Source organism: Gordonia sp. LUNF6 (genome assembly GCF_047041125.1).
In the GTDB taxonomy this organism is placed as follows: Bacteria; Actinomycetota; Actinomycetes; order Mycobacteriales; family Mycobacteriaceae; genus Gordonia; species Gordonia sihwensis.
Window position 1 is genome coordinate 1,268,626 of sequence record NZ_CP178181.1, and the last position, 17,999, is coordinate 1,286,624.

The window sequence follows — 17,999 nt, forward strand, 5'->3', positions numbered from 1 at the left end:
CTCTACTGCCATGACCACTGGTGACGAGGATTCCGGAGCGACGAGCGACGAGGTGTCGGCGACGCATCCGTCGGTGCTCCTCCGAGACGTCGTCTCGGCCCTCGACACCGCCGTGGCACACGTCCTCGCCGACGCCGATCCGGAACGGCGGATCACCTCGGTGTCGATGATCGATGCCGACGATCTGGCCGGCGGTCTCGATGCGCCGACGGACGCGGTGCTTCTGGTGGGACTCGGCACCGGCGCGGTCCTCGAGTGGATGCGAGGGCGCCACACGGAGGGGAGGCCCGTCGAGGGGCCGCGTGTGGTCTTCACCAAGGCGAATCCGTCCGGGTTGGCAGAGGTCGCCGCGCGGGCGGGGGTGGCCGTGGTGGTGGTCGATGCCCGGGCGCGGTGGGACCGGGTGCTGACGACGGTGCAGGGATGTCTGGACCGGGTCCGGGACGATGACCCCGCGGACCTGACGCCGCCCGTCGACGTCGATCTCTTCGGTCTGGTGGCGCTGGTCGCGAACGGTACCGGGGGACTGGTGTCCATCGAGGACGCGACCAGTGCGCGGGTCCTCGCGTACTCGCCGTCGAAGGGCGAGGCCGACGACCTGCGGGTGCAGACGATCCTCGGTCGGGCCGGGCCGCCCGCGTACTTGGATCTGCTTCGTCGCTGGGGTGTGTTCGACGCGATCCGCCGCGGCGGCGAGGTGGTCGACGTGCCCGAGCATCCGGAACAGGCCATGCGCCGCCGCCTCGTCGTCGGCGTCCACGCCCGATCCGGCAGGCATCTCGGCTCCATCTGGGTGCAGGAGGGTGCCCGACCGCTGGCCGACGACTCCGCCGACGTGATGCGCGGGGCCGCCGCCATCGCCGCGCGCATCCTGACCCGGGAGATGCGTGCGCCGTCCACGGAGGGCCAGTTGGTGCAGCGTCTGTTCGGTGCGCACGGGGGCATCGACGTCTCGTCGGCGGGCGCGTACCTGCGGTGGCCGGTGGACGAGGCCGTCGCGGTGATCGGGATCGCGCCCACCGGCGGCGACCAGGCCGTCTACGAGGACGCGATGGCCGCAGTCGGCGGTGCACTCCGGCTGCACGCCAGCGCCTTCGCCGCCGCGGCCGTCACCACGGTGCTCGACGGTCGCGCGTACCTGCTGCTGCCGGCGGTCAACACGGCCGCGATCATGCGTTGGGTCGGCGGACTCGTCACGAAGTTCGACGGGGACGCGGCCCTGGCGGGCGCGGTGCTGCACGCCGCGGTGGTCAGCCCGCTCGCCGGGCTGGCCGACGTTCCTGCCGGGCGGGCCGAAGTGGACCGGGTGCTCACGGCCACCGCATCGGCTCCGGGTGCAGCGCGGGTGACGAGTCTGGCCGAATCACGGACCGCGGTTCTGCTCGGCGAGATCCTCGACGTGGTCGCCGCGCGCGAGGACCTCCTGGACCCGCGGGTGGCCGCGCTGGCGGACTACGACCGCAAGCACTCCGCCGACCTGGTGGCGACCGTCCAGGCCTATCTCGACGCGCACGGCAACGTGCGCGATGCGGCCGCCGCGGTGGGCGTGCACGCGAACACCCTGCGCTATCGGATCGAGCGGGCCCAGCAGCTCTCGGGCCTGCGCCTGGAGGACCGGGACGACCGGCTCCTCACCACCATCCAGCTCGCGCTGCTCCGCACCGCCGTCCGTCGCTGATCCGCTCTCAGGCGAACGACAGGAACAGCTTCTCCATCTTGGCCTGATCGACGCTGTCCGGGCCCTCGGTGCTGATGCAGTGGATCAGGCCCGTGGAGACCAGGGCGTAGCCGCTGCGCGCCAGCGCCTTGTCGACCGCGGCGAGCTGGGTCAGGGCATCCTCGCATTCGGCACCCTCTTCGAGCATGCGGATCACGGTCGCCAGATGGCCATGGGCGCGTCGCAGCCGCGTGAGCACCGGTTTGAGCTTCTCGTCGGGTAGTTGCATGTCGACTCCTCTCGTCGCCTCGATTATTGCATAACCCCCTGGGGGGATGTACGGTCTCCCACTAACCCCCCAGGGGGATATGGAGGAGGACGAATGACATGAGAAGTGAAGAACTGGAACCGACGCGGGCGTCCGCCGCGTCCGTGGGCGCGGTGGAGCCGCGGCCCGGGCCGCTCGGTCGGCTCGGCGTCTGGGTGAGTGCCCACGGCCGCTTGGTCGCGGCGGCGTGGATCCTGATCGTCATCGGGCTCGGCGTCTTCGCACCGTCGGTGGAGAAGAGTCTCTCCGGCGCCGGCTGGCAGGCACAGGGGTCCGACTCGGTCGCGGCCCGCGATCTAGCGGTCGCGCACTTCGGCGGGAACGCGTCGTCGGCCATCCAGGTGGTCGTGACGGGCCAGCGGTCCCTCACCGAGGGTGATGGGCCGGAGGTGATCGCCGCTGTTGGCGACATCCTGCGCGCCGACGGACGGATCAGCCAGGTGATCGAGCCGACGCCGGGGGCCACCCTCTCCGCCGACGGCCGGACGGCGATCGTGATCGGCGGTGCGGGCGCGGACACCAACGAGATGGTGCGCGCGGCGACCGATCTGTCGCCGCCACTCGAGGCCCTCTCACGCGACGGCGTTCAGGTGGCGCCCACGGGTGCGTCGGTGATGTGGTCGGATTTCAACAAGGCCAACCTCGAGGCGATGCTGACCTCCGAGATGATCTCATTCCCGGTGACGCTCTTCATCCTGGTGGTGGCGTTCGGTGCGCTCGTCGCCGCCGGGCTGCCGCTGCTGCTGACGATCGCCGGTCTCGTCGCGTCGGCGGGAGTTCTGGTGCTGGTGAACGCCGTTGTCCCGGTGTCGATCTGGGCGATGAACTTCGCGATGATGTTCTCCCTCGCCCTGGGCATCGACTACGCGCTGTTCCTCGTCGTCCGGTTCCGGGCGGCACGGATGGGACAGCGACTGCCGATGCGGGCCGCGATCGCTCAGACCATGGATACGGCGGGCAAGGCGGTCCTGCTCTCGGGCGCGACCGTGCTGGTGTCGCTGTCCGCCGTGATGCTGGTGCCGTCACCGTCGTTCCGGTCGATGGCGGGCGGGATCATGATCTCGGTCGTGTTCATCCTCGCGGCCACCCTCACCCTGTTGCCACTGGTGCTCTCGAAGCTCGATCACCGCATCGACAAACTGCCGCTGCCGTGGGTCAAGGCGGGCGAACACCGTTCGCCGCGGTTCGAGGCGTGGGCGCAACGACTGTGGCGGCACCCGCTGCGGTGGGGAGCGGCGGCCCTGGCGATCCTGGTGGTCCTGGCGATCCCGCTGGTGGGCCTGACCACCGCCATGCCGTCGATCAAGGTGCTCCCGGAAGACGCCAGTGCCCGCGTCGGCTACCACCGCGTGCAGGAGGCTTTCGGTCCGGGAGCGCCGGGCATGCTGACCGTCATCGCACCCGCGGCGGTCGCCGACGAGGCGCGCACGGTGCTGGCGGACGATCCGGGAATCGCGGCCGCGACCCCGCCGGCCGCACCGTCCGACGGCGTCGACTACCGGATGATCCAGGCCGTGCCGACCGTCGATCCGTCGGACCCGGAACTGGCGCAGACCGTCGACCGGTTGCGCGCCGGCCTGCCCGCCGGGGTGCTCGTGGGCGGTGCCGCCGTAGAGAATCTGGACCTGAAGGCGCAACTCGACCGGAGCACTCCGGTGGTGATCGCGGTGGTCTTGACGCTCGGATTCCTGCTACTGCTGTTCGCGCTGGCGGCGCCGCTCATCTCCTTCCTCGGAACGCTGGTCAGTCTCCTCTCGACCGCGGCGGCGTTCGGCGTGGCGCGGTTGGTGTTCCAGGACGGACTCGGTGCCGGACTGTTCGGCTTCGAGTCGCAGGGCTTCCTGGACGCCTGGGCGCCGGTGTTCTTCTTCGCGATGATCTTCGCCATCGCGATGGACTACACGGTGTTCCTGCTCGCCTCCGCCAAGGAGCACTGGGAACGTGACGGCGATGCGAGGTCGGCGATGGTGGGCGCGGTGGCGCACTCGGGGCGGGTGATCTTCGCCGCGGGCGGAGTCATGGTGGCGGTGTTCTTCACCTTCGCCCTGTCCGGACCGCTGCCTCCCAAGGAGATGGGAGTGATCCTCGGCGTCGCGGTGCTGCTGGACGCCTTCCTGATCCGGCTGGTGCTGCTGCCGGTGCTGCTGCGGCTGACCGGACGGGCGGCCTGGTGGACGCCGGCCTGGCTGCGGAAGGTGCTCCCGACCGTGAGCTTCGCTCACGACTGATCGACTCCACCGACATCGGTCGATCCGCACGGCTGCGGTCCCGTACCGCCCCGGTTCACTCCGACCGGCGGTACGGGATCGAGTCGCTGATCCGTTCGTCGATGTGGATGCCGCGGCCCAGCATCGGGAAGGCGCGCTGCGAGCAGTCCGGCCGCGGACACACCTTGCAGCCGGCGCCGATCGGCACCATCGTGCGGTCCTCGGCGAGGTCGACTCCGGTCGAATAGATCAGTTCGTCGGCGTGCGCGAGATCGCAGCCCAGGCCGATCGCGAAGTCGGACGGCGTCGCGAGGTGGCCGCCCGAATGCGAGTCGATGGTCCGCGCCAGCCAGAAGTAGCTGCGGCCGTCCGGCATCTGCGACACCTGGGTCCGCACCCGGCCGGGCGTGGCGAAGGCGTCGTGGACCACCCACAGCGGACAGCTGCCGCCCACCCGGGAGAAGTGGAACGCGGTCGCCGACTGACGCTTGGAGATGTTCCCGGCCTTGTCGACACGGACGAAGATGAACGGAACTCCGCGGTCGCCGGGGCGTTGCAGGGTGGACAGGCGGTGGCAGACGGTCTCGAAGCCGACCTCGAACCGCCGACTCAAGAGGTCGACGTCGTAGCGGAGTTCACGTGCGGCAGCGGCGAATTCGCCGTAGGGGAGAACCAGCGCACCTGCGAAGTAGTTCGCGAGGCCCACGCGCGCCACGGGTATCGAGGCGTCGTCGAGGCTGTCCGCGGAGGCCACCAGCCGATCGATCTGCGGGCGTTGCGAGAGCAGTGCGAGCTGCGTGGCGAGTTGGAAGGCGCGCTGGCCCGCCGACAGTCGCCGCGCGAGCGTCACCGTCGCCGACTCCTCGTCGAATACGCGCTTGGGTCCGGTGCCGCGCTCGGCGGGCGCGATCGTGACGCGGACGCCGAACCGGTGTTCCAACAGGTCGGCCAGCTGCAGATCCAGCCCGCCGACGGACAGGCCGGCGTCGGCGAAGAGTCGCTCGGCGGCCAGGTCGAGCTCGGCGATGTAGTTGCGGCGGTCGTAGAAATAGTCGCGGACCTGCTCGAACGGGGTGATGTGGGGTTCGGTGGAGCCGTCACCGGTCCGCGCTCGGAGCGTCTCCAGCTCGGCGGTCGCCGCCGCCAGCCGACGGTGCATGCCGACCAGGGCGCGGCCGATCTGCGGCATGCGCGCCACCATCTCAGCCACCTCGGTCCGGCTCACCTTCTCTCCCTGCTCGAGGATCGCGTCGGCCAGGTCGGCGGCGAGGCGGGCGTCGCCGGACGCGGAGAAGAAGTCCGGCGCGAGGTCGAACGCGGAGGTGATGGTGAGCAGCACCGGGACGGTGATCGGGCGTTGGTCGTTCTCGAGCTGATTGACGTACGTGGTGGACAGGTCCAGCCGCCGGGCGAGCGCCGCCTGCGACAGCCCGAGCTCCTCGCGCAGCCGGCGGAGCCGGCCGCCCACATAGGTCTTGGCCATGCGCCAACTGTATCCGGCACGGTATCCGCAAGATTCGCAACATAGTCCTGAAAGATCCGCAGAAATACGCATTTGCCAGGCCTTTCGCGAGACGAGAGCGCCTGCGTACGGTGCGAACATGATCAATCACGAAGTCCGCACCCGCCGCAGCGCCGAAGAGTTTCCGTTGAGCGAGCATCTCGCGTACAAGATCGCTCAGGTGGCCGCCGACCCCGTCGGTGTGCCCGACGAGACCGCCGAGATGATCGTCAACCGCATCATCGACAACGCGGCCGTGAGCGCCGCGTCGGTGGTGCGGCGACCGGTCGTGAGCGCGCGCAGGCAGGCGCAGACCAGGCCGGTCGCCGGCGGCTCCACGGTCTTCGGCGTCGACGGCTCGTACGCACCGGAGTGGGCGGCCTGGGCCAACGGCGTCGCGGTGCGTGAGCTGGACTTCCACGACACCTTCCTGGCCGCCGAGTACTCGCACCCCGGCGACAACATCCCCGCCCTGGTGGCGGTGGGGCAGCGAGTGGGCGCCGACGGCGCCGATCTGATCCGCGGACTGGCCACCGCGTACGAGATCCAGATCGATCTCGTGAAGGGCATGTGCCTGCACGAGCACAAGATCGACCACGTCGCGCACCTCGGTCCGTCGGTCGCGGCCGGTCTCGGCACCATGCTGCGGCTCGATGTGCCGACGATCTACCAGGCCGTCGGCCAGGCCCTGCACCTGACCACCGCCACGCGGCAGTCCCGCAAGGGACTCATCTCCAGTTGGAAGGCGTACGCCCCGGCCCATGCGGGCAAGATCGCGGTCGAGGCAGTCGACCGGGCGATGCGCGGCGAGGGGGCGCCGTCGCCGATCTGGGAGGGCGAAGACGGTGTGATCGCCTGGATGCTCGGTGGGCCCGAGGCGCGCTACACGGTGCCCCTGCCTGCGCCGGGTGAGGCCAAGCGGGCCATCCTCGACAGCTACACCAAGGAGCACTCGGCCGAGTACCAGAGCCAGGCGCCGATCGACCTGGCCCGGCGGATGCGCGACCGGGTCGGCGACCCCTCGCAGATCGCGTCGATCGTGCTGCACACCAGCCACCACACCCACTACGTGATCGGCACCGGGTCGAACGACCCGCAGAAGTTCGACCCGACCGCGAGCCGTGAGACGCTCGATCACTCGGTCATGTACATCTTCGCCGTCGCGCTCCAGGACGGTGAATGGGACCACGAACGCTCGTACGCGCCCGAGCGCGCCGCCCGCCCGGACACGGTGGAACTGTGGCGCAAGATCTCCACCGTCGAGGACCCGGAGTGGACGCGCCGCTACCACTCCACCGACCCGAACGAGAAGGCCTTCGGTGCGCGCGCGGTCATCACCCTCGCAAGCGGCGAGGTGATCGAGGACGAACTGGCCGTCGCCGACGCCCACCCGCTCGGCGCCCGTCCATTCGCCCGCGACCAGTATCTGGCGAAGTTCGCGCGCATGGCGCAGGGCGTGATCGACCCCGCCGAGCAGGAGCGCTTCACTGCTGCGGCGACCGGCCTCGCGGACCTGCCCGCCGGCGGTCTCGACACCCTCAACGTCCGCGTCCTGCCGGACGTGCTGGCGTCCACGCCCGAGACCGGGAAGGGAATCCTCTGAGATGACCGCCACTTCCGGAAGCGTCTTCTCCTCCGGCCGTAGCGACGCCGACAAGCGGCGCGGCCTGCGCGACGCCCTGAACTCCGGCGAACTCCAGCGCTGGCCGGGCGCGTTCTCACCGTTGGTGGCCACGATGGTGGCCGACGCCGGATTCGAGGGCGTGTACGTCTCGGGCGCCGCGCTGGCCGCCGATCTGGGGCTGCCCGACATCGGCCTCACCACCCTCACCGAGGTCGCCGCGCGCGGCGGAGCGATCGCGCGAGCCACCGACCTGCCGACGCTCATCGACGCCGACACCGGGTTCGGCGAGCCGATGAGCGCGGCCCGGACCGTCGCGACACTCGAGGACGCCGGGCTGGCCGGTTGTCACTTCGAGGACCAGGTGAACCCCAAGCGCTGCGGACACCTCGACGGCAAGGAAGTGGTCCCGGTCGACGACATGCTGCGCCGGCTGGGAGCCGCGGTCGGTGCGCGTCGGGACGAGAACTTCATCGTGTGCGCCCGTACCGACGCCCGGGGCGTCGAGGGTCTCGACGCGGCGATCGACCGGGCGAAGGCGTACGTCGACGCCGGAGCCGACCTCATCTTCACCGAGGCCCTGGCCACCGCGGCCGAGTTCGAGCGTTTCCGCGCGGCGATCGATGCGCCGCTGCTGGCGAACATGACCGAGTTCGGCAAGTCGGAACTGCTCACCGCCCAGCAACTCCGGGATCTCGGCTACAACGCGGTGATCTATCCGGTCACCACACTGCGTATCGCGATGGGCGCCGTCGAGGCCGGTCTCGGCGAACTCTCCGAGACCGGTACGCAGCGGGGCCTGCTCGAGCGGATGCAGCACCGGGCCCGCCTCTACGAGCTGCTTCGATACGCCGACTACAACACCTTCGACGATCAGCTGTTCACCTACACCCGACCGGGGGATCAGACATGACAGACACACCCACCGCGCAGTCCGCGGCCGCACGGACGAGCGGGACCGACGCCATATACACCGACGCCATATACAAGGGATTGGCCGGCGTCGTCGTGGACACCACCGCGATCTCGAAAGTGGTCCCGGAGACCAACTCGCTCACCTATCGCGGCTATCCGGTGCAGGAACTCGCGGAGAAGTGCTCGATGGAGCAGGTCGCGTACCTGCTCTGGTACGGCGAGCTGCCGGGGGATCACCAGCTGCAACAGTTCACCCAGCGCGAGCGCGCCGCCCGGCGTCTGGACCGATCGGCACAGGCGGTGCTGGCCCGCACTCCCGAGACCTGCCACCCGATGGACGTGGTCCGGACGATGATCAGCTATCTCGGCACCGAGGACCCCGACGAGGACGTCGCCGCGCCCGCGTCACTGCTCGACAAGGCTCAGCGGATGTTCGCGGTGCTGCCCACCATCGTCGCCGCCGACCTGCGACGCAGGAGGGGGCTGGACCCGATCGCCCCGCACCACGGGCTCGGCTACGCGGAGAACTTTCTGAACATGTGCTTCGGAGAGGTGCCCGATCCGGTGGTCGTCCGGGCCTTCGAGAAGTCGATGGTGCTCTACGCCGAACACAGCTTCAACGCCTCCACCTTCGCTGCCCGCGTCGTGACCTCGACCGGATCGGACATCTACAGCGCGGTGACCGCGGCGATCGGCGCGTTGAAGGGACCGCTGCACGGCGGCGCCAACGAGGCCGTGATGCACGACATGATCGAGATCGACCGCCCCGAGCGGGCGCGCGCCTGGCTCGACGCGAAGCTGTCCGCCGGAGAGAAGGTGATGGGTTTCGGCCATCGCGTCTACAAGCGGGGAGACTCCCGGGTGCCCACCATGTACCGCGCGCTGCGGGAGGTCTCCGAACACCTCGGTCAATCCAGATGGCTCGCCGTCTACGCCGAGCTCGAAGAGGAGATGGTCTCGCGGACCGGGATCCGGCCGAACCTCGACTTCCCGACCGGACCGGCGTACTTCCTCATGGGTTTCGACATCCCGATGTTCACGCCGCTGTTCGTGATGAGCCGCATCACCGGGTGGACGGCCCACATCATCGAGCAGACCGAGTCGAACGCCCTGATCCGTCCGCTGTCCGCGTACTCGGGCCCGCAGCAGAGGTCCGTTCCGGCGTGAGCATCTCGAAGATCCTGGTCGCCAACCGAGGCGAGATCGCGGTCCGGGCCTTCCGTGCGGCCCGCGACCTCGGCCTCGGAACGGTGGCCGTGTTCCCGCACGAGGACCGCGGCGGCATCCACCGATTCAAGGCCGACGAGTCGTATCAGATCGGCACGCCCGGCCACCCGGTCAAGGCCTATCTGTCAGTCGACGAGGTGATCGGGGCGGCGCTGAGATCGGGGGCCGACGCGGTGTACCCGGGCTACGGCTTCCTCTCGGAGAACGCCGGACTGGCCCGCGCGTGCGACGAGAACGGACTCGTCTTCGTCGGACCGTCGGCCGCGGTGCTCGACCTCACCGGCGACAAGAAGCGCTCGGTTCAGGCCGCCCGCGAGGCGGGCCTGGCCGTGCTCGCCGGGTCGGCGCCGTCATCCGACCCCGACGAGCTGGTAGCGGCGGCGGCCGAGCTGACGTTCCCGGTATTCGTCAAGGCGGTGGCCGGCGGCGGGGGCCGCGGGATGCGAAGGGTGGAACGGATCGAGGATCTCGCCGATGCGGTGACGGCGGCGGGCCGGGAAGCCCATGCGGCATTCGGCGATCCCACGGTGTTCCTGGAGCAGGCGGTGGTGCGACCGCGACACATCGAGGTACAGATCCTGGCCGACGCCGGCGGTGACGTGGTGCACCTGTACGAGCGGGACTGCAGCCTGCAGCGGCGGCATCAGAAGGTCATCGAGATCGCGCCCGCCGTGGGCCTGGACCCCCAGGTGCGCAACCGCATCTGCCGCGACGCCGTCGCCTTCGCTCGGCATATCGGGTACACCTGTGCGGGCACCGTCGAGTTCCTGCTCGACGAACGCGGCCGGCACTACTTCATCGAGATGAACCCGCGGATTCAGGTGGAGCACACGATCACCGAAGAGGTGGTCGAGGTGGATCTGGTGTCGGCCCAGCTGCAGATCGCCGGCGGTGCCTCGCTCGCCGGGATGGGGCTGCACCAGGACGCGATCACCGTCCGCGGTGCGGCGCTGCAATGCCGCATCACCACCGAGGATCCCGCCGACGGCTTCCGGCCGCAGACCGGCCGCGTCCGCGACTACCGCGCGCCCGGCGGGGCGGGGGTCCGGCTCGACGGCGCCGCCGCTCTGGGCAGCGAGGTGACCGGCCACTTCGACTCGATGCTCGTCAAACTCACCTGCCGGGGCCGCGATTTCGCGACCGCGGCCGCGCGGGCCCGGCGGGCGCTGGCCGAGTTCTCGATCCGCGGCGTCACCACCAACATCGGGTTCCTCCGCGCGGTCCTGGAGAACGACGACTTCCTCGCGGGCGGGACCACCACCTCGTTCATCGACGACCACCCGGAACTGCTCACCGGGCACGCACCGGGCGACGACGTCGGCAAGCTGCTGGCGTATCTGGCCGACGTGACGGTGAACCGGCCGCACGGTGAGGCGCCGTCGACCGTCCGTCCCACCTCCAAACTGCCCGCCGTCCCGGCGAGCCTGCTGGCGCGGCCGCCCGCGGGCTCACGGCAGCGTCTGCTGAGTCTGGGGCCGGACCGGTTCGCCGAGTCGCTGCGGACTCAGTCCGCCGTCGCGATCACCGACACCACCTTCCGCGACGCCCATCAGTCGCTGCTCGCCACCCGGCTGCGCACCAGCGCCCTCGACGCCGTCGCACCGTACGTGGCGGCACTGACCCCGCAGCTGTGGTCGGTGGAGTGCTGGGGCGGTGCCACCTACGACGTAGCGCTCCGCTTCCTGAAGGAAGATCCCTGGGAGCGGCTCGAACGACTCCGGGAGGGGTTGCCGAACGTCTGCCTGCAGATGCTGCTCCGCGGTGCCAACACCGTGGGCTACACCCGGTATCCGGACGACGTGTGCCGCGGCTTCGTCGCGGAGGCGGCGGCCACGGGCATCGACGTGTTCCGGATCTTCGATGCGCTCAACAGCGTCGAAGCCATGCGGCCCGCCATCGACGCGGTACGCGAGACGGGGACGGCGGTGGCCGAGGTGGCGTTGAGCTACAGCGGCGACCTGTCGGATCCGAGTGAAGATCTGTACACCCTCGACTACTACGTGCGTCTGGCCGAGCAGGTGGTCGACGCCGGCGCCCACGTGCTCGCGATCAAGGACATGGCCGGTCTGCTTCGTCCGCGTGCCGCGACCGCCCTGGTCGGCGCGTTGCGCCGGGAGTTCGACATCCCGATCCACGTCCACACCCACGACACCGCGGGCGGTCAGGTCGCCACCTATCTCGCGGCGATCGCCGCGGGAGCAGACGCGGTCGACGCCGCCAGCGCTCCGCTGTCGGGCACCACCAGTCAGCCATCGCTCTCCGCGGTGGTGGCGGCGCTGGAGAACGGCGAACACGACACCGGGCTGGATCTTCGCAGCGTGTGCTCCCTGGAGCCCTACTGGGAGGCGGTGCGCCGCGTGTACGCGCCGTTCGAGTCCGGGGTGGGAGCCGCGACCGGACGCGTCTACGAACACGAGATCCCCGGGGGACAGCTGTCGAATCTGCGGCAGCAGGCCATCTCCCTCGGCGTCGGCCACCGCTTCGAGGAGGTGGAACGGGCCTACGCCGACGCCGACGCACTGTTGCGGCGGCCGATCAAGGTGACGCCGTCGTCGAAGGTGGTCGGCGATCTCGCCCTGTCGCTGGTGGCGCAGCAGATCACCGCTGCCGAGTTCGCCGCCGACCCCGCATCGCACGATGTCCCCGACTCGGTGATCGGCTTCCTCGCCGGCGATCTCGGAGAGCCCGCCGGCGGTTGGCCGGAACCGTTGCGCACGCAGGTCCTCGCGGGCCGGACCCACACGCCGCCGACCGCCGCCCTCGCGGCCGACGATCGCGAGGCGCTCACCCGATCCGGGCCGCGCAGGCGGCGGGTTCTGGACCGGCTGCTGTTCCCCGGTCCGGCGGCCGAGTTCGGCGACCATCGGGCGACGTTCGGCGACACCTCGCGGCTGTCGGCGACGGAGTTCTTCTACGGTCTGCGGCCCGGCGAGGAGCATCGCGTCCGGCTGGGTCCCGGCACCGAGATGCTCGTCGGTCTCGAAGCGGTCGGCGAACCCGACGACCTCGGCCGCCGCACCGTGTTGTTCACGGTGAACGGGACACTGCGGCCGGTGCCGGCCCAGGACCGGTCGGTGGAGCCGTCGGCAGCTGTCGCCGAACGCGCCGACCGCAGTGATCCGCGCCAGATCGGTGCGCCTTTCGCCGGCGTCGTCACTGTCACCGTGGCCGAGGGCGACAGCGTGACCGCGGGATCGACCGTGGCGACGATCGAGGCGATGAAGATGGAGGCCTCCATCACCGCGCCCGTCGGCGGGGTGGTCGAGCGGGTCGCCGTCGACGCGGTCGCCGAGGTGGCGCCCGGCGACCTGCTCGCGGTGATCGGTTAGCCGCCCTCGGGACGCCGCACCGGGTAGAGATGAAGGCATGGAGATCACGCGGCAACTGGCACGGGAGCGGATCGGGAGCTGGGCCCGCCGGACCATCGACGACCCGGCGGGCAGGCTCCGGCACTCGGCGGTCGCCATCACCGTCGTCCGTCACGGCGGGGAGTACGGGATCTGGATCGCCCGGCGGCCGTCGTCCCTGCGCAACCACTCCAATCAGTTCGCGCTCCCGGGCGGACGCCTCGATCCCGGCGAGACGCCGACCCGGGCCGCGTTGCGCGAACTGCACGAGGAGATCGGGATCGAGCTCGGTGAGGAGACGGTGCTCGGCCTTCTCGATGACTACGAGACGCGGTCGGGCTATCTGATGACACCGGTGGTGTGCTGGGTGGACGACGACCCGCCCGTCCATCCGAGTCCGGCCGAGGTGGACAAGCTCTTCTTCGTGTCCTTCGACGAATTGCGCCGGCCGGCGGTGTTCAGTCGGATACCGGAGTCGCCGCGCACCCTGGTCGCGCTGAACATCGCGGGCGCCCGGATCCACGCGCCGACGGCCGCGGTCGTGTATCAGTTCGCCGAGGTGGTGCTGGCGGGCCGGGACACCCGCGTTCACGATCTCGAACAGCCGGTGTTCGCCTGGCGCTGAGAGCGCCGCGAGCGGGGCTACACCGCGAGCGGATGCTGGGTGCTGCCGTGGCTCGGCGGCCGGTGTGACGGATCGGGTTCGTGCGCACTCGTGAGGACGAAGGACTCCGCACTCGCGTACTCCCAGTCCTCGCGCCACGACTCCGGCGGGCGGGTCAGCAGTTCGCCCGGCGCGAGCCACTCGTAGATCTCCGCGTACGACTTCGATCTGTTCGGCCCCACCGTCCGCATCAGCATCGACGGGTGGAGATCGTCGAAGCTCGTCAGTCCCATCGACGCGACGAACTGCTTGGCGTTGTCGACGACGTGGCGCTGCAGGTTGTAGACCCGTTCGGTCTTGTCGGGCACGTCGAGTGCGCGGGCTCGCTTCGGATCCTGGGTGGCCACGCCGACCGGGCACTTGTTGGTGTGGCACTGCTGCGCCTGAATGCATCCGACGGCCATCATCATCGCCCTCGCCGCGAGGGTGAAATCGGCGCCCTGGATCACGCGCTTGACGATGTCGATGCCGTTGGTGATCTTGCCCGACGCGCCGATCCGGATCTGGTCGCGCAGACCGGTGCCGACCAGCGCGTTGTGCACCGTCATCAGGCCTTCGGTCAGCGGGGTCCCGACGTTGTCCTCGAATTCCACCGGCGCGGCCCCGGTGCCGCCCTCGGCCCCGTCGACGATGATGAAATCGGGTGCGATCCCGGTCTGGCGGATGGCCTTGCAGATGCCGAGGAGCTCACTGCGCGAACCGACGCACAGTTTGAAGCCGACCGGCTTGCCGCCCGACAGGTCGCGCAGACGGCCGATGAACTCGCACAGCCCGACGGGGGTGTGGAAAGCGTTGTGCGAGGGCGGTGAGACGACGGACCGCCCGGCGGGGACACCCCGCATCTGCGCGATCTCGGCCGTCACCTTGGGGCCGGGCATCACTCCGCCGAGACCGGGTTTGGCCCCCTGGGACAGCTTGATCGAAATGCACTTGACTTGCGGGTTCGATGCCTTGTCACGGAACTGCTCGGGGTCGAAGTGCCCGTCGGGGGTGCGGCAGCCGAAATAACCCGTGCCGATCTCCCAGATCAGATCGCCCCCGGGCCGCAGATGGTAGGAGCTGAGCCCGCCCTCACCGGTGTCGTGTGCGAAGCCGCCTTTGGCGGCACCGCCGTTGAGTGCCAGGATCGCATTCGCCGACAGCGCGCCGAAGCTCATCGCGGACACGTTGTACATCGCCATGTCGTACGGCTGAGTGCACGCCGGCCCGCCGATCCGCACGGTGGGGGTCTCGTCGGTGGCGGAGTGCGCGACGATCGAGTGCCGCACGTACTCGTATCCGATCACCGTCGGATCGCGCTGGGTGCCGAACGGGTCGACGTCCTTGACGTCCTTGGCGCGTTCGTAGATCGTGGTGCGCGTCTCCCGGTCGAACGGGGTCCCGTCGGTGTCGCGTTCGATGAAGTACTGCTGGATCTCCGGCCGGATGCTCTCCATGAGGAAGCGGAAATGCCCGAGCACCGGATAGTTCCGCAGAATGCTGTGGCGGGCCTGCACCAGGTCGTACGTGCCGACCAGTGCGATGAAGGCGAGGACGCCGGTGACGAATAGCCACCACGGGGAGACCAGGACGAGTGTCGAGGACACCGCGGCGAGAACCCACGTCGCGGCAACAGCCAACCATCTGAGCATCGTCTCCACCTCTTGTCGCGGGCACCGCCGGTCGGGGAATCGGGCGGCTCCCACTGTAGTTCGGACGCGGCGGTACCGGAGGCAGGACGGGCCGCACCGGATCCATCGGTCACCGGTGAGCGGTGTCCGATGGATCCGGTCGCGATCAGGTGGCGGGCACCGTGGCCCGATCGGCGGCGATCTCCTCGCGGACCCGGCGGGCGGCGTCGACCATGTTCCGCAGCGCGGCGGTGACCTCGTCGGTGCGGCGGGTCTTGAGCCCGCAGTCGGGATTGACCCACAGCCGGTCGGCGCGCACCGCGTCGAGCGCTTCACGCAGCGACGCGGCCATCTCATCGGCGGCCGGCACGCGTGGCGAATGGATGTCGTAGACGCCCGGACCCACCTGGGCGGCGAAGCCGGCCGCGTCGAGGTCGTCGAGGACCTCCATATGGGAGCGCGCCGCCTCGATGGAGGTGACGTCCGCGTCGAGCGCGGCGATCGCACCGATCACCTCGCCGAACTCCGAGTAGCACAGATGCGTGTGGATCGCGGTGGCGTCGCCGACCCCGCCGGTGGCGATACGGAAGGCGGTCACCGCCCAGTCGAGGTACGCCGCGCGGTCGGCGGTCCGCAGCGGCAGCAGTTCGCGCAGTGCCGGTTCGTCGACCTGGATGATCGGTACCCCCGCGCGCTCGAGATCGGTGGTCTCGTCCCGGATCGCGAGAGCCACCTGACGCGCGGTCTCGGCGAGCGGCTGGTCGTCGCGGACGAACGACCACGCGAGGATCGTCACCGGGCCGGTGAGCATGCCCTTGACCGGCTTCTCGGTCAGGGACTGCGCGTAGGTGATCCAGCCGACCGTCATCGGCGACGACCGCCGGACGTCGCCGAACAGGATCGGCGGCCGGACGCAGCGTGACCCGTACGACTGGACCCAGCCGGCGGCCGTCGCGAAGAAGCCGTCGAGTTGTTCGGCGAAGTACTGGACCATGTCGTTCCGCTCGGGTTCCCCGTGGACGAGGACGTCCAGACCCACCTGCTCCTGCAGGGCGATCACCGCGGCGACCTCCTGCTCCATCCGGGACCGGTAGGCCGCCGAGTCGATGGTTCCATTCCGCAGCGCGAGGCGCGCCTTGCGGATCTCGACCGTCTGCGGGTACGAGCCGATGGTCGTGGTCGGCAGGACGGGCAGGCCGAGCGCGGCGTCCTGCGCCTCACGGCGGTCGGGCGCGGGCGAGCGGGTCCAGTCGGCCGGAGTGAGCCCGGCGAGGCGTTCGCGGACCGCGGCGACGTGTACGCGCGGGTCCGCTGCCCGGGACGCCAGTGCCGCGCGCGCCGCCTCGAACCGGCACGCCTGGTCGTCCCGGCCGTGCGCCAGGGCCCGAGCGAGCGCGGCCACCTCGCCGAACTTCTCTTCGGCGAAGGCCAGCCATCCGTGCAGCACCGGGTCGAGTTCGAACTCGTCGCGCACGGTGTACGGGACGTGCAGTGTGGAACACGAGGTCGAGACCGCGAGGGCACCGGCGTGCGCGCGCAGCGACTCGAGTGCGGCCAGCGCCGCGTCGAGGTCGGTGCGCCAGACGTTGCGGCCGTCCACCACGCCGGCGACTACCAGTTTTCCGGTCAGATCGGCGGCGCGGACGGTGTCCGGAGAGCCGGTCACCAGGTCCACTCCGACGCCCTCCACCTCGGTCCGCGCCAGTGCCGCGAGACGGTCGCCCGCATCGCCGAAGTACGTCTGCACCAGGATCCGCGGGCGCGTCCGGACAGCCGACAGCACACTGTAGACGCGTTCGGCGAGGTCGGTGAGACCGTCGGCCTGATCGGTCACCAGCGTGGGTTCGTCGATCTGGACCCAGTCGACACCGGTCTGGGCCAGGCGGCCGAGGAGATCGGTGTAGAGCGGCAGGAGATCGTCGATGCGGGTCAGCGGTGCCGGGCCGCCGTCGACCGCCTTGGCGAGCGCGAGGAAGGTGATCGGTCCGATCACCACGGGACGGGCGGGCACGCCCTGAGCCTGCGCCTGAGCGATCTCATCGAGGACTGTGCCCGGGTCGAGGGTGAACTCGGTGTCCGGACCGATCTCCGGAACCAGGTAGTGGTAGTTGGTGTCGAACCACTTGGTCATCTCCAGCGGTGCGATGTCGGGGCCCGGGCCGCCGGCGGTGCCGCGGGCGGCGGCGAAGTAGCGGTCCAGCGGATCGTCGATCGCCGCCACTCGCGGTGGCAGCGCGCCGAGCATCACAGCGGTGTCGAGCACCTGGTCGTAGTACGAGAACGTGTTGACGGGCACCGAGTCGAAACCGGCGTCGATCAGTCTGCTCCAGCTGTCGCGGCGGATGCCCGTTGCGACCCGGGTGAGCGCGGCGGCGTCGATCCGGCCCGCCCAATAGGCTTCGACCGCGCGCTTGAGCTCCCGGTTGGCGCCGATCCGGGCGACGCCGGGGACGGTGGCCGTGAAGCCCGCAGAGTGGGTGGTGCTGGTGTCGGTGGTGATAGTCGTGTCATCGGACATGACGTGTTCTTCTCCTGCATGAGTAGTTCGAGCCGTCGCCATACCGGGCGCTGCGAACCGCAGTTCGTCAGTCGCCCGTTTCCTCGAGGCGGACAGCCATCGGGCGCGGATGCGCTCGATACATCCGGCAGGTCTTCGGGCTCGTCGGCGCGCGGGCCAGGAATGGAGCCCGCTTCTACTGGCCGTCGCTTCCCAGGCGCCGCCGCCGGTGAGCCGTGGCTCGGGCGGGGCGGTCCCAGTGCGTGTGACGGCGGTCGTTCCGACATACCGCTGCGGGTCAGCTCCGGAGTCTCACCGGATTCCCTCTTCGCGGGCGGTCGCTGCCGTCGGCAGCGAACTCGCGTCGACGCCCGGCGGGAAGCAGGGGCTCCATAGTGATCCCGGCCGGGCGAACCAGTTGCAGT

11 protein-coding genes and 1 riboswitch are annotated in these 17,999 nt (G+C 70.1%); of the genes, 7 read left to right on the forward strand and 4 right to left on the reverse strand.

The features are described 5' to 3' along the window. Window positions 1–10: 10 nt before the first annotated feature. Window positions 11–1,678 carry a PucR family transcriptional regulator gene (locus ACK8HH_RS05970; RefSeq protein WP_062367539.1) on the forward strand — a complete coding sequence of 556 codons (1,668 nt, stop codon included), beginning with the start codon at window positions 11–13 and terminating at the stop codon, window positions 1,676–1,678. Between the two features lie 7 nt (window positions 1,679–1,685). Here the strand turns inward: ACK8HH_RS05970 and ACK8HH_RS05975 are convergent, their stop codons facing one another. After that, window positions 1,686–1,946 carry a metal-sensitive transcriptional regulator gene (locus ACK8HH_RS05975; protein ID WP_006896497.1) on the reverse strand — a complete coding sequence of 87 codons (261 nt, stop codon included), beginning with the start codon at window positions 1,944–1,946 and terminating at the stop codon, window positions 1,686–1,688. Between the two features lie 98 nt (window positions 1,947–2,044). On the opposite strand from ACK8HH_RS05975, the gene ACK8HH_RS05980 reads away from it, so the two are divergent. Beyond that, window positions 2,045–4,213 (forward strand): MMPL family transporter, encoded by a 2,169-nt coding sequence (locus ACK8HH_RS05980; RefSeq protein ID WP_412475619.1) that lies wholly within the window; start codon window positions 2,045–2,047, stop codon window positions 4,211–4,213. A 55-nt stretch (window positions 4,214–4,268) separates the two neighbouring features. On the opposite strand, the gene ACK8HH_RS05985 is transcribed toward ACK8HH_RS05980, so the two are convergent. Further along, window positions 4,269–5,675 carry a short-chain fatty acyl-CoA regulator family protein gene (locus ACK8HH_RS05985; protein ID WP_006896495.1) on the reverse strand — a complete coding sequence of 469 codons (1,407 nt, stop codon included), beginning with the start codon at window positions 5,673–5,675 and terminating at the stop codon, window positions 4,269–4,271. A 118-nt stretch (window positions 5,676–5,793) separates the two neighbouring features. Here ACK8HH_RS05985 and prpD point away from each other — a divergent pair, with 118 nt between their 5' ends. Genes prpD through ACK8HH_RS06010 form a run of 5 tightly spaced genes read left to right on the forward strand, consistent with a single transcriptional unit; the run spans window position 5,794 to window position 13,428 of the window. Next, window positions 5,794–7,296: a 2-methylcitrate dehydratase PrpD gene (gene prpD, locus ACK8HH_RS05990; RefSeq protein WP_412475620.1), complete on the forward strand. Its 1,503-nt coding sequence runs from the start codon at window positions 5,794–5,796 to the stop codon at window positions 7,294–7,296. Window position 7,297: 1 nt separating this feature from the next. Next, window positions 7,298–8,227 (forward strand): methylisocitrate lyase, encoded by a 930-nt coding sequence (gene prpB / locus ACK8HH_RS05995; RefSeq protein ID WP_412475621.1) that lies wholly within the window; start codon window positions 7,298–7,300, stop codon window positions 8,225–8,227. Continuing rightward, window positions 8,224–9,396, forward strand: coding sequence for a bifunctional 2-methylcitrate synthase/citrate synthase (locus tag ACK8HH_RS06000; RefSeq protein ID WP_260868412.1), 1,173 nt, complete (start codon window positions 8,224–8,226; stop codon window positions 9,394–9,396). The genes prpB and ACK8HH_RS06000 overlap by 4 nt, the downstream gene beginning before the upstream one ends. Then, the gene (locus ACK8HH_RS06005) at window positions 9,393–12,785 is read left to right on the forward strand and encodes a pyruvate carboxylase (RefSeq protein ID WP_412475622.1); all 3,393 of its coding nucleotides are present in this window, start codon (window positions 9,393–9,395) and stop codon (window positions 12,783–12,785) included. Before ACK8HH_RS06000 ends, ACK8HH_RS06005 begins: the two co-directional genes overlap by 4 nt. A 37-nt stretch (window positions 12,786–12,822) precedes the next feature. Next, entirely contained in the window at window positions 12,823–13,428 is a 606-nt protein-coding gene (locus tag ACK8HH_RS06010) for an NUDIX hydrolase (RefSeq protein ID WP_278126774.1), read from the forward strand. Window positions 13,429–13,445: 17 nt separating this feature from the next. Here the strand turns inward: ACK8HH_RS06010 and ACK8HH_RS06015 are convergent, their stop codons facing one another. Then, the gene (locus ACK8HH_RS06015) at window positions 13,446–15,098 is read right to left on the reverse strand and encodes an FMN-binding glutamate synthase family protein (RefSeq protein WP_412475623.1); all 1,653 of its coding nucleotides are present in this window, start codon (window positions 15,096–15,098) and stop codon (window positions 13,446–13,448) included. Between the two features lie 145 nt (window positions 15,099–15,243). Continuing rightward, a complete protein-coding gene (gene metE / locus ACK8HH_RS06020) occupies window positions 15,244–17,595 on the reverse strand; it encodes a 5-methyltetrahydropteroyltriglutamate--homocysteine S-methyltransferase (RefSeq protein WP_412475624.1) in 2,352 nt (783 codons plus the stop codon). A 108-nt stretch (window positions 17,596–17,703) separates the two neighbouring features. Beyond that, window positions 17,704–17,938, reverse strand: a riboswitch (cobalamin riboswitch). Between the last annotated feature and the right edge of the window lie 61 nt (window positions 17,939–17,999).

Bases quoted from the DNA above. Each gene is read 5' to 3' on its own strand.
- metE (WP_412475624.1), bottom strand. From the start codon at position 17,595: ATGTCCGATGACACGACTATCACCACCGACACCAGCACCACCCACTCT.
- ACK8HH_RS05975 (WP_006896497.1), bottom strand. From the start codon at position 1,946: ATGCAACTACCCGACGAGAAGCTCAAACCGGTGCTCACGCGGCTGCGA.
- prpB (WP_412475621.1), top strand. From the start codon at position 7,298: ATGACCGCCACTTCCGGAAGCGTCTTCTCCTCCGGCCGTAGCGACGCC.
- ACK8HH_RS05980 (WP_412475619.1), top strand. From the start codon at position 2,045: ATGAGAAGTGAAGAACTGGAACCGACGCGGGCGTCCGCCGCGTCCGTG.
- ACK8HH_RS06010 (WP_278126774.1), top strand. From the start codon at position 12,823: ATGGAGATCACGCGGCAACTGGCACGGGAGCGGATCGGGAGCTGGGCC.
- ACK8HH_RS05985 (WP_006896495.1), bottom strand. From the start codon at position 5,675: ATGGCCAAGACCTATGTGGGCGGCCGGCTCCGCCGGCTGCGCGAGGAG.
- ACK8HH_RS06000 (WP_260868412.1), top strand. From the start codon at position 8,224: ATGACAGACACACCCACCGCGCAGTCCGCGGCCGCACGGACGAGCGGG.
- ACK8HH_RS06015 (WP_412475623.1), bottom strand. From the start codon at position 15,098: ATGCTCAGATGGTTGGCTGTTGCCGCGACGTGGGTTCTCGCCGCGGTG.
- prpD (WP_412475620.1), top strand. From the start codon at position 5,794: ATGATCAATCACGAAGTCCGCACCCGCCGCAGCGCCGAAGAGTTTCCG.
- ACK8HH_RS05970 (WP_062367539.1), top strand. From the start codon at position 11: ATGACCACTGGTGACGAGGATTCCGGAGCGACGAGCGACGAGGTGTCG.